This is a genomic window from Pseudomonas sp. NPDC089534 (assembly GCF_044749305.1).
GTDB classification, from domain to species: domain Bacteria; phylum Pseudomonadota; class Gammaproteobacteria; order Pseudomonadales; family Pseudomonadaceae; genus Aquipseudomonas; species Aquipseudomonas ekonensis.
In genome coordinates this window covers 1-10,667 of sequence record NZ_JBIVHR010000140.1, presented here as the reverse complement: position 1 = coordinate 10,667, position 10,667 = coordinate 1, and the positions used below count along the sequence as shown (strand labels likewise).

At 64.5% G+C, this 10,667-nt stretch carries 9 protein-coding genes and 2 pseudogenes; 3 read left to right on the top strand and 8 right to left on the bottom strand.

Translation table 11 applies throughout. The annotated features are described in order from the left end of the window. The 3 genes and pseudogenes from ACIP0B_RS26680 to ACIP0B_RS26670 all read right to left on the bottom strand — a co-directional run. Nucleotides 1–1,793 (bottom strand): annotated as a pseudogene (locus ACIP0B_RS26680) (phosphate ABC transporter permease); the annotation flags it as partial. 174 nt (nt 1,794–1,967) lie between these two features. Next, complete coding sequence (locus tag ACIP0B_RS26675) at nt 1,968–2,969, bottom strand: phosphate ABC transporter substrate-binding protein PstS (protein WP_400837792.1); 1,002 nt, start codon at nt 2,967–2,969, stop codon at nt 1,968–1,970. Nucleotides 2,970–3,144: 175 nt separating this feature from the next. After that, nucleotides 3,145–4,443, bottom strand: coding sequence for an MFS transporter (locus ACIP0B_RS26670; RefSeq protein WP_400837789.1), 1,299 nt, complete (start codon nt 4,441–4,443; stop codon nt 3,145–3,147). Between the two features lie 375 nt (nt 4,444–4,818). Here ACIP0B_RS26670 and ACIP0B_RS26665 point away from each other — a divergent pair, with 375 nt between their 5' ends. Then, a complete protein-coding gene (locus ACIP0B_RS26665; protein WP_003229628.1) occupies nt 4,819–5,223 on the top strand; it encodes an acyl-CoA thioesterase in 405 nt (134 codons plus the stop codon). A gap of 58 nt (nt 5,224–5,281) precedes the next feature. Then, nucleotides 5,282–6,181 carry a D-hexose-6-phosphate mutarotase gene (locus ACIP0B_RS26660; RefSeq protein WP_400837786.1) on the top strand — a complete coding sequence of 300 codons (900 nt, stop codon included), beginning with the start codon at nt 5,282–5,284 and terminating at the stop codon, nt 6,179–6,181. A 62-nt stretch (nt 6,182–6,243) separates the two neighbouring features. Here the strand turns inward: ACIP0B_RS26660 and ACIP0B_RS26655 are convergent, their stop codons facing one another. From ACIP0B_RS26655 to ACIP0B_RS26635, 5 genes are all read right to left on the bottom strand, one after another. After that, a complete protein-coding gene (locus ACIP0B_RS26655; protein WP_400837783.1) occupies nt 6,244–6,780 on the bottom strand; it encodes a DUF3299 domain-containing protein in 537 nt (178 codons plus the stop codon). A gap of 103 nt (nt 6,781–6,883) precedes the next feature. Beyond that, nucleotides 6,884–7,129: a GlsB/YeaQ/YmgE family stress response membrane protein gene (locus ACIP0B_RS26650; protein WP_400837780.1), complete on the bottom strand. Its 246-nt coding sequence runs from the start codon at nt 7,127–7,129 to the stop codon at nt 6,884–6,886. A gap of 106 nt (nt 7,130–7,235) precedes the next feature. Next, nucleotides 7,236–8,318: a 5-(carboxyamino)imidazole ribonucleotide synthase gene (locus ACIP0B_RS26645; protein WP_085579111.1), complete on the bottom strand. Its 1,083-nt coding sequence runs from the start codon at nt 8,316–8,318 to the stop codon at nt 7,236–7,238. A gap of 10 nt (nt 8,319–8,328) precedes the next feature. Beyond that, nucleotides 8,329–8,820, bottom strand: a complete 492-nt coding sequence (gene purE / locus ACIP0B_RS26640; RefSeq protein WP_085579114.1) for a 5-(carboxyamino)imidazole ribonucleotide mutase — start codon at nt 8,818–8,820, stop codon at nt 8,329–8,331. Between the two features lie 370 nt (nt 8,821–9,190). Next, the gene (locus ACIP0B_RS26635) at nt 9,191–10,099 is read right to left on the bottom strand and encodes a LysR substrate-binding domain-containing protein (RefSeq protein ID WP_400837776.1); all 909 of its coding nucleotides are present in this window, start codon (nt 10,097–10,099) and stop codon (nt 9,191–9,193) included. Nucleotides 10,100–10,279: 180 nt separating this feature from the next. Between ACIP0B_RS26635 and ACIP0B_RS26630 the strand changes: the two are divergent. Further along, a pseudogene (locus ACIP0B_RS26630) lies at nt 10,280–10,582 on the top strand (lyase family protein); the annotation flags it as partial. Nucleotides 10,583–10,667: the final 85 nt, after the last annotated feature.

Sequence of the window (10,667 nt, the reverse complement as noted above, 5' to 3'; positions counted from 1 at the left end):
GATCCACAGGCGCATGTCACCGCCGAAGAACCAGTTCTCCATGTACGGGCTCATGTACAGCGACAGCCAGCCCACGAACAGGATCACCGGGATCAGCAGCGCGCTTTCCCAGCCGTCCGGGATCTTCAGGCGGACCGATTCCGGCAGGCGGCTGAAGGTGAAGCCGGCGATCAGGATGCCGATCGGCAGCAGCATCAGCAGGCTGAAGATGCCCGGCAGGTGCCCTTCCACATACGGCGCCAGGAACAGGCCGGCGAAGAAGCCGAGGATCACCGTCGGCATCGCTTCCATCAGTTCGATCACCGGCTTGACCTTGCGGCGCATGCCCGGGGCCATGAAGTAGGCGGTGTAGATCGCGGCGGCGATGGCCAGCGGCGCCGCCAGCAGCATGGCGTAGAACGCGGCCTTCAGGGTGCCGAAGGTCAGCGGCGACAGGCTCAGCTTCGGTTCGAAGTCGGTGTTGGCGGCGGTCGATTGCCAGACGTACTTGGGCTCGTCGTAGTTCTCGTACCAGACCTTGCTCCACAGCGCGCTCCACGACACTTCCGGGTGCGGGTTGTCGAGCAGCAGCGGCTGCAGCTTGCCGCCGGCCTCGACGATCACGCGGTTGGCCCGCGGCGACAGGCCGAACAGGCCTTGGCCCTCGACCACCTGATCGACCAGCAGCGTGCGGTGCGCGGTGCTGTGGAACACGCCGAGCTTGCCGCTGGCGTCGAGGGCGGCGAAGCCTTTACGGCGCTCTTCGGCACCGATTTCCACGATCGGCGTCTTGCCCATCTGGAAGGTGCGGATCTGCTTCAGGCGTTGCTCACCGTCGGTGTCGCGGGCCATGAACCACTGGGCCAGGCCGCCCTTGGAGTCACCGACGATCAGCGAGATGCCGCCCACCAGCTGAGTGGCGGCGGTGATCTGCGCTTCGCCGTCCTCCAGCAGTTTGTAGCGGCCGTTGAGGCTCTTGTCGCGCAGGCTGAACACGTCGGCCTGGGCCCGGCCGTTGACCACGTACAGCCACTGCTGGCGCGGGTCGACGAAGATGTTCTTCACAGGTTCCGTCATCTGCGGCAGCTCGATGCGCTTCTGCTCGTTGGTGACTTCGCCGGTCATCATGTTTTCTTCGCTGGTCAGGGCCAGCACCTGCAGCTGCGCACCGGTGGAACCGGCCAGCAGCAGGGTCGAATCGTTGGCGTTGAGGCTGACGTGCTCCAGCGCGCCGCCGCTCTCGTTCAGCGCGATCGGCGTCTCGCCGTACGGGTACTCGATCGCCGGGGTGATGGTTTTCTTGCCTTCCGGGTAGCTGACCTTATAGGTATGGCGGAACACCAGCGCCTGGCCGTTGGACAGGCCCACGGCCACCAGCGGATGGCCCGGCTGGTCTTCGCCGATGGAGGTCACGGTGGTGCCGGCCGGCAACGGCAGACCGACGCGCTTGAGCTCGGCGCCGCTGTCGATGTCGAAGAACAAAGCCTGGCCTTTATCGGAAACGCGCATGGCCACCTGGTTCTGCTCTTCCAGCGAGATCATCAGCGGCTTGCCGGCATCCTGCATCCAGGCCGGGGCCAGGGCGTCTTTCGCGGTCAGGCTGGCGCCCTGGAACAGGGGCGCGACCACATAGGCGAGGAAGAAGAAGATCAGGGTGATGGCCGCCAGCACCGCCAGGCCGCCGACGAGGACGTACCAACGGGTGAAGCGATCCTTGAGCGCACGGATGCGGCGCTTGCGTTGCAACTCAGGCGTATTGAAGTCAATGCGCTTGGGAGGATTCGTAGTCATTTGGAATTGGCCAGATCATTCATGCGCACACCCTAGCGATCCTGTATGACAGAAAGATGACAATGCAGTGACGCACCAAATCCGCCGCCAGCAGGGCACTGGCGGTGGATAGAAGAATTCGGGGAGTATGGGGCCGGGCCGCTTGCGGGCCGGGCCCCACACGGGAGTCAGGCGGGGTTCACCCCTGACTCAGTTTGTTACTTTTTTGCGACTTCGGCGCCGCCTTCCTGCAGACCCAGGTCAGCCAGCGCTTTGGCGGCGACTTTGGCCGGCAGCGGGATGTAGCCGTCCTTCACCACGACTTCCTGACCCTGCTTGGACAGGACCAGTTTCACGAACTCGGCTTCCAGCGGGGCCAGAGGCTTGTTCGGGGCCTTGTTGACATAGACGTACAGGAAACGGGACAGCGGGTACTTGCCGTTCAGGGCGTTTTCTTCGGTGTCTTCGATGAAGTCGGTGCTGCCTTTCTTCGACAGGGCGACGGTCTTCACGCTGGCGGTCTTGTAGCCGATGCCCGAGTAGCCGATGCCGTTCAGCGAGGAACTGATCGACTGCACGACCGAAGCCGAGCCAGGCTGTTCGTTGACGTTAGGCTTGTAGTCGCCTTTGCACAGGGCCTCTTCCTTGAAGTAGCCGTAGGTGCCGGACACCGAGTTGCGGCCGAACAGCTGCACCGGCTTGTTGGCCAGGTCGCCGGTCACGCCCAGGTCGCCCCAGGTCTTCACGTCGGTCTTGGCGCCGCACAGGCGGGTGGACGAGAAGATCGCGTCGACCTGTTCCATGGTCAGGTGCTGGATCGGGTTGTCCTTGTGCACGAACACGGCCAGGGCGTCCACGGCGACCGGGATGGCGGTCGGCTTGTAGCCGTACTTCTGCTCGAAGGCGGCCAGTTCGGTGTCCTTCATCTTGCGGCTCATCGGGCCCAGGTTGGAGGTGCCCTCGGTCAGCGCGGGCGGCGCGGTGGCGGAACCGGCGGCCTGAATCTGGATGTTTACGTTCGGGTATTCTTTCTTGTAGTTCTCGGCCCAGAGGGTCATGAGGTTGGCCAGGGTATCGGAACCGACGCTGGACAGGTTGCCCGACACACCGGTGGTCTTGGTGTAGCTCGGGATAGCAGGGTCAAAAGCGGCAACCGCGTTGGCGGACGCAACGCCAGCAGCGACAAAAGTCAGGGCCGCCATCAAACGCTTCAGTTTCATGCCTTACTCCTAGCAGATAGGGTGTGTTAAGTCGGGGCCAAGTATCGGCAGGCCGTGTGAACACTCTATGGCTGAAATATGACAATTGGATGAAAGGCCAGCATCCAGGTTTTACTTGATGATTCAGGCCGGCTCCCGCACCGGAATGCCTTTCGATGCGGGAGCGGGCCGGACATCAGCGGCCCTTGCTCCAGAGCCACGCCCCCACCACGATTCCCATCCCGCACAGCACCGCCACGTAATAGGCCGGGCCCATCGCGCTTTCCTTGAGCAGCAGGCTGACCACCATCGGCGTCAGGCCGCCGAAGATTGCGTAGGCGACGTTATAGGAGAAAGACAGACCGCTGAACCGCACCACCGGCGGAAACGCCTTGACCATCACAAAAGGCACCGCGCCGATGGTGCCGACCAAAAGACCGGTCAGCGCATACAGCGGGAACAGCCAGTCCGGATGGTCCGCCAGGCTGTGGTAGAAGGTCCACGAACTGGCCAGGAGGCCCAGGCAACCGAACACGAACACGCGCCCGGCACCGAAGCGGTCGGCCAGCGCGCCGGCCAGGATGCAGCCCACGCTCAGGAACACGATCGCCAGGCTGTTGGCCTGCAGCGACGTGGTCGGCGCGAAGTGGTAGACCGTCTGCAGCACGGTCGGGGTCATCAGGATCAGCACGACGATGGCGGCGGACAGCAGCCAGGTCAGCAGCATCGACACCAGGATCGCCCCGCGGTGGTCGCGCAGCACCGCGCGCAGCGGCACTTCCTCGGCCAGCGCCTTGCGCAGCTGCAGTTCGGCGAACACCGGCGTTTCGTGCAGCCAGCGGCGCAGGTAGACCGAGAACAGGCCGAACACGCCGCCGAGCAGGAACGGGATCCGCCAGGCGTAATCCGCCACCTGTTCCGGCGTATAGAGGCTGTTGATCGCCGTGGCGACCAGCGAGCCCAGCAGAATGCCGGCGGTCAGGCCGCTGGTCAGCGTGCCGCAGGCGTAGCCGATGTGCCGGTCGGGCACGTGTTCGGAAACGAAGACCCATGCCCCCGGCACCTCGCCGCCGATGGCCGCGCCCTGGATCACCCGCATCAGCAGCAGCAGGATCGGCGCCCACAGGCCGATCTGCGCGTAGGTCGGCAGCAGGCCCATGATCAGGGTCGGCACGGCCATCATGAAGATGCTCAGGGTGAACATTTTCTTGCGCCCCAGCAGGTCGCCGAAGTGCGCCATGACGATCCCGCCCAGCGGCCGCGCCAGGTATCCGGCGGCGAAGATGCCGAAGGTCTGCATCAGGCGCAGCCATTCGGGCATGTCCGCCGGGAAGAACAGCTTGCCGACCACGGTGGCGAAGAACACGAAGATGATGAAGTCGTAGAACTCCAGCGCACCGCCCAGGGCGGACAGCGACAGCGTCTTGTAGTCGTTGCGGGTCAGGGGTCGTGCGGGCTGGTCGGACTGCGCGAGGCTCGAGGGCGCTGTGGTCATGGCAAGGTCTTCTCTTATAGTCGGGTCTGCGCCGCAACAACGCTGGCTGCGGCTCGGGGCAGGTTCGGCACCATAGCAAATTGTTCGAAAAAGCACATAGGGGCGCATTTGACGGGCGAAATGAGAACCTGACGGTCGTCGCGGAGTCTACCGACCGATATACTCGCAACCTCGCCCCGGCTTGTAGGGGGTTGCTGTGCGAAAACGCCGTTGGCCGCATGACCGTGCCGGACCAGCCGGTTTCGCAGAGTTTCCCTAAAGGCGCCTTATGGAAAACGTGACGAACGTAGTATGTTCGGTGCTGAATCGTTTTTCCTGAAGACGGCTATCACCCGCATCACCAACGAAGAGTCACGGGTCAGAGGCACCCTCGGCATGATAGAGCTCGAACAAGAAGATCCGATCCCGCAAGGCGACCTGGCCCTGCAAATCACCGCGCTTCCCCGCGAAACCAACGGCTTCGGCGACATTTTCGGCGGCTGGCTGGTGGCGCAGATGGACCTGGCCGGCACCGCGATGGCCAGCCGCGTCGCCGGCGGCCGGGTGGCCACCGTGGCCATCGACCGCATGGCGTTCCTGGTGCCGGTGGCCGTGGGCGCGCAACTGTCCTTCTATACCCAGACCCTGGAGATCGGCCGCAGCTCGATCCAGATGATGGTCGAGGTGTGGAGCGACGATCCGTTGTCCAGCGAGTGGCGTAAAGTGACCGAAGCGGTGTTCGTGTTCGTCGCCATCGACGGCAGCGGCCGCACCCGTTCGGTTCCGCCCCGCGCCCGCTAAACCTTGCGGCCGCCGGCGGGTCAATAACCGTCCCGAATCGCTGATCGAGAGCAGTCCCATGAACACGCCCAACGTCGAAGCCGTAAAACTGGATGAACTGAACTGCTGGCGCATCCGCCACGGCCGTGCCGAAGTGCTGGTGGCCCAGCAAGGCGCGCACATCCTCAGTTATCAGGTCGATGGCCAGCCGCCGCTGATCTGGCTCAACGACAAGGCCGCGTTCAAGGCCGGCAAGAGCATCCGCGCCGGCGTGCCGGTGTGCTGGCCGTGGTTCGGCGTGTTCGCGCGCAACCCGCAGAGCGTGCAGGCCATGCGCACCGGCGCCGAACCGGCCGCCGCCCACGGGTTTGTCCGGGCGACGGACTGGGAGCTGGGCGGCATCGAGGCCGAAGGCGAAAGCCTGAAGGTCGAGTTCACCCTGCCGTACCCGGAAGGCGGCTTCGCGGACTGGCCGCATCAGGTGGACCTGACGCTGACCCTGCGCCTGGACGACCGGCTGCACATCGGCCTGACCAGCCGCAACCGCGGTGCCGACACCGTCAGCCTGAGCCAGGCGCTGCACACGTACTTCGCGGTCAGCGACGTGCGCGACGTGCAGGTCGAAGGCGTGGACGGCCTCAGCTACATCGAGACCCTGGACGGCTGGAAGACCGTCACCCAGACAGGCAACCTGCAGTTCGCCGGGGAAACCGACCGCATCTACCTCAATGCTCCGCCGCGGCTGAGCATCAACGACCCGGCCTGGGAACGGCGCATCGTGCTGAACGCCACCGGCTCGCGCACCGCCGTGATCTGGAACCCGTGGATCGACCGCGCCGCCGCGTTCGCCGACATGGCCGACGACGGTTGGCAGCGCATGCTGTGCATCGAGACCGCGAACGTGATGGACGACATCGTGAACCTGGCGCCCGGCGCCAGCCACACCATGGCCGTGAGCATCGGCAGCGAACCTCTCTGATTCACCGCAATAACCAATGAGGGAGCCAGCCTGCCGGCTCCCTCAGTTGTCTGGCGGGCCGATCAGAGGTCCGATTCCTGCACCACCTTCACCTTGTCCGCGTCCAGCGCATACGCCGCGTCGGCCAGGTCGTTGCTGACCTTCTCGACCTTCAGCGTGCCGGTCACCCACAGCGGCGTGTAGATGTCATCCAGCTTGAGCCCCTTGGGATAGCGCACCAGCACCAATTGGTTGGGCGGCGGTGGCGGCACGTGGATGCAGGCGCCCGGATACGGCACGAGGAAAAACAGGGTGCTGCGGCCCTTGGCGTCCGACTCCAGCGGCACCGGATAACCGCCGATGCGGATGTGCCTGTCGTTCATCGACGCCACGGTCTTGGTCGAATACATCACCGCCGGCAGGCCCTTGGCCTGCTTCATCCCGCCCTTCTGAGTGAAGGTGCCGGTGGCTTCCGGGGAGTTGTGGTCGATTTCGGGCATGGCCTCGAGGGCTTTCTGGTCCGACTTGGGCATCAGTTCCAGCCAGTCGGTTTCCGGCAGTTCGCCGGCGTGGGCCAGGCCGCTGCCCAGCAAAAGGAGAGTCAACAGGAGACGGCGCATGAAAGGGCTCGGTAGAAAACGCTCGTGAAGGGAGGGAACCGCGGATCGCCGAGCATTCTAGCCCTCCCCGCCGGATCGGCAGAGAGGGCCTTGTCGCTTTGGATCAGTTCTTTTTGATCAGGCCGTAGATCACCAGCAGGATGATCGCGCCGACCAGCGCGCCGAAGAAACCGGCGGCCTGGCCTGCATGGTAGATGCCCAGGGCCTGGCCGCCGTAGGTGGCCGCCAGCGAACCGCCGATACCGAGCAGGATGGTCATGATCCAGCCCATGCTGTCGTCGCCCGGTTTGAGGAACCGCGCCAGCAGGCCGACGATCAGGCCGATGAAGATGGTACCGATAATTCCCATGGCATTTCCCTCTGATTGATTGGCTATAGCCTAGCCAGACTTTGGCATCCTGCCATCAGAGAACGGCGGCCCCCGAAGGTTCCGCCGCCGCCACATGAAACTCTCGTCACTCGGCGATCAGGGCTTCGACCTTGAGGATCTGCTGCGCCAGGGTCGCCTTGTCGGCGCAGCGCAGGTTGGCGTGGCCGACCTTGCGTCCGGCCTTGAAGGCCTTGCCGTAGTGGTGCAGGTGGCAATCGGCGATGGCCAGCACCTTCTCGGTCTCCGGCACCTTGCCGATGAAGTTCAGCATCGCGCTTTCGCCGACCTTGGCGGTCGAGCCCAGCGGCAGGCCGGCCACCGCCCGCAGGTGGTTCTCGAACTGGCTGCACTCGGCGCCTTCGGTGGTCCAGTGCCCGGAGTTGTGCACCCGCGGGGCGATTTCGTTGGCCTTGAGGCCGCCGTCGACCTCGAAGAACTCGAACGCCATCACGCCGACGTAGTTCAGCTTGGTCAGCACGCGGCTGGAGTAGTCTTCGGCCAGGGCCTGCAACGGGTGATCGGTGCTGGCCACCGACAGCTTGAGGATGCCGCTGTCATGGGTGTTGTGCACCAACGGGTAGAACCGGGTTTCCCCGTCGCGGGCGCGCACGGCGATCAGCGAGACTTCGCCGGTGAACGGCACGAAGCCTTCCAGCAGGCAGGCCACGCTGCCCAGTTCGGCGAACGTGCCGACCACATCCTCAGGCTTGCGCAGGACTTTCTGGCCCTTGCCGTCGTAGCCCAGGGTGCGGGTCTTGAGCACGGCCGGCAGGCCGATGGCCGCCACGGCGGCGTCCAGGTCGGCCTGCGACTGGATGTCGGCGAACGCCGGGGTCGGAATCCCCAGCTCCTTGAACATGCTCTTCTCGAACCAGCGGTCGCGGGCGATGCGCAGGGCTTCGGCGCTCGGGTACACCGGCACGAACTGGGACAGGAACGCCACGGTCTCGGCCGGGACGCTTTCGAACTCGAAGGTCACCAGATCGACTTCATCGGCCAGTTGGCGCAGGTGGTCCTGATCGCCGTAGTCGGCCCGCAGGTGTTCGCCCAGCGCAGCGGCACAGGCGTCCGGCGCAGGATCCAGGAAAGCGAAGTTCATGCCCAGCGGAGTGCCCGCCAAGGCCAGCATGCGGCCCAACTGGCCGCCACCGATCACACCGATCTTCATCTCAACAACCTCAGGCAATGCGTGGGTCTGGATTGTCCAGGACGCTGTCAGTCTGCTCGGCGCGGAAGGTTTTCAGCACCGCGTGGAACTGCGGGTGCTTGGCGCCCAGGATGCTCGCCGACAGCAGCGCGGCGTTGATCGCGCCGGCCTTGCCGATGGCCAGGGTGGCGACCGGAACGCCGGCCGGCATCTGCACGATCGACAGCAGCGAATCGACGCCCGAGAGCATGGCCGACTGCACCGGCACGCCCAGCACCGGCAAGTGGGTCTTGGCCGCGCACATGCCCGGCAGGTGGGCCGCGCCGCCGGCGCCGGCGATGATCACCTCGATGCCGCGGCCTTCGGCCTCTTCGGCGTACTGGAACAGCAGATCCGGGGTGCGGTGGGCGGAAACCACTTTCACCTCGTAGGGGATGCCGAGCTTTTCCAGCATATCGGCGGTGTGGCTAAGGGTGGACCAATCGGACTTGGAGCCCATGATCACGCCAACCAGTGCACTCATCGTCGCGCCTCTTCTCTCTGGGCGCCCGCAGGCGCGTCAAAAACAACAAGCCACGCAGGTTGCGTGGCTTGATTGTACGGAAAATGGCCGGACAAACCGGCCGAAGGCCGCGCAGTATACCGCAATGAAGCCAATAAACAGCCCCCGTCTCGACCATCTGTCATCTGCCGCAAAGCCCCGGTTTTATTGACCCGAAGGTCAGTGCCTGCGCACCGCAAATTGCCCTGCGGGAGCAGGCTTGCTCCCGCATTGGATTGTGGCGCTCGCCGCTCCGCATTGCGCCGCCCCCCCTTGTGGGAGCCAGCCTGCTGGCGATGGCGTCAGTCCAGGCACCGCAAGCGTCAGATCAGTTGCATCCCCATTGATCTTTTCAGGCGCTCTGCGCGGCCCCGCCTTCGAGCTTGCGCCACAGCAGCCGCACGTTGGCCTTGCGCACCAGCGCGCAGCGGTACAGGCGGATCTCCAGCGGCACGTGCCACTGCGGGCCGCCGCAGACCACCAGTTCGCCGCGGGCCAGTTCGGCGCGCACGCTCAACTGCGGCACCCAGGCGATGCCCAGGCCTTCGAGCGCCATGCTCTTGAGGCTGTCGGCCATGGCGGTTTCGTAAATGGTGGTGAAGCGCAATTGGCGCTGGCGCAGCAGGCCGTTCACCGAACGCCCGAGAAACGCCCCGGCGCTGTAGGCCAGCAGCGGCACGCTCGCCTCGCCTTCCAGGTCGAACAGCGGCCGGCCGTTGGCGTCCGCCGCGCACACCGGCAGCATTTCGGTGTGGCCCAGGTGCAGCGACGGGAAGATCTCCGCATCCATCTGCATCGCCGCATCCGGGTCATAGAAGGCCAGCATCAGGTCGCAGCCGCCTTCGCGCAGGGCATGCACGGCATCGCCGACGTTGGTCGCGACCAGCCGCGTGGCGATGTTCAGCCCTTCGTTGCGCAACTGCGCGATCCAGCGCGGAAAGAAGCCCAGCGCCAGCGAGTGCGCCGCCGCCACCTGGATCACCTCGCCCTGCCCGCCCTCCAGATGGTGCAGGTGGCGCAGCACTTCGCCGAGCTGTTCGACCACGGTGCGCGCGGTCACCAGAAACAGCTGCCCCGCCGCCGTCAGCTCGATGGGCGTGCGCGAACGGTTGACCAGCGTCAGGCCCAGTGCGGCCTCCAGGCTGCGGATCCGCCGGCTGAACGCCGGCTGGGTCACGAAACGCCGCTCGGCCGCCTGCGAGAAGCTGCGGGTGGCGGCCAGGGCACTGAAGTCCTCAAGCCATTTGCTTTCCAGATTCATCACGTCCTCCCGGACACGCACCAAAATAGGTCACACGCCTGCCGCGCACGCGGCGTCACACGGGCATTATGCCGAATGTGCATAGGGCAGTGTTTAACAGCATTGGCCCAAAAATTCCCACAAGCCTAGCATTCGCAGCGTTCCGGCACAGACCGGGTCCATATCGAGATGATTTCTATCATGTCCTCCGCTGCATCTTTCCGCACAGAAAACGACCTGCTTGGCTCCCTCGAAGTACCGGCTCAAGCGTATTACGGCATCCAGACCCTGCGAGCGGTGAACAACTTCCGTCTCTCCGGCGTTCCGATCTCGCATTACCCGAAGCTGGTGGTCGGTCTGGCCATGGTCAAACAGGCCGCCGCTGACGCCAACCGTGAGCTGGGCCATCTGAGCGAAGCCAAGCACGCTGCCATCAGCGAAGCCTGTGCCCGACTGATCCGCGGTGATTTCCACGAAGAGTTCGTTTTCGAAATTATTCAAGGTTGAGCAGTTACTTCCAACTAAATGTACTACAAAGAAGTGATCGTCATATTAGCTCTTGTAGCTATGTGTATAAAGATAGGCTATT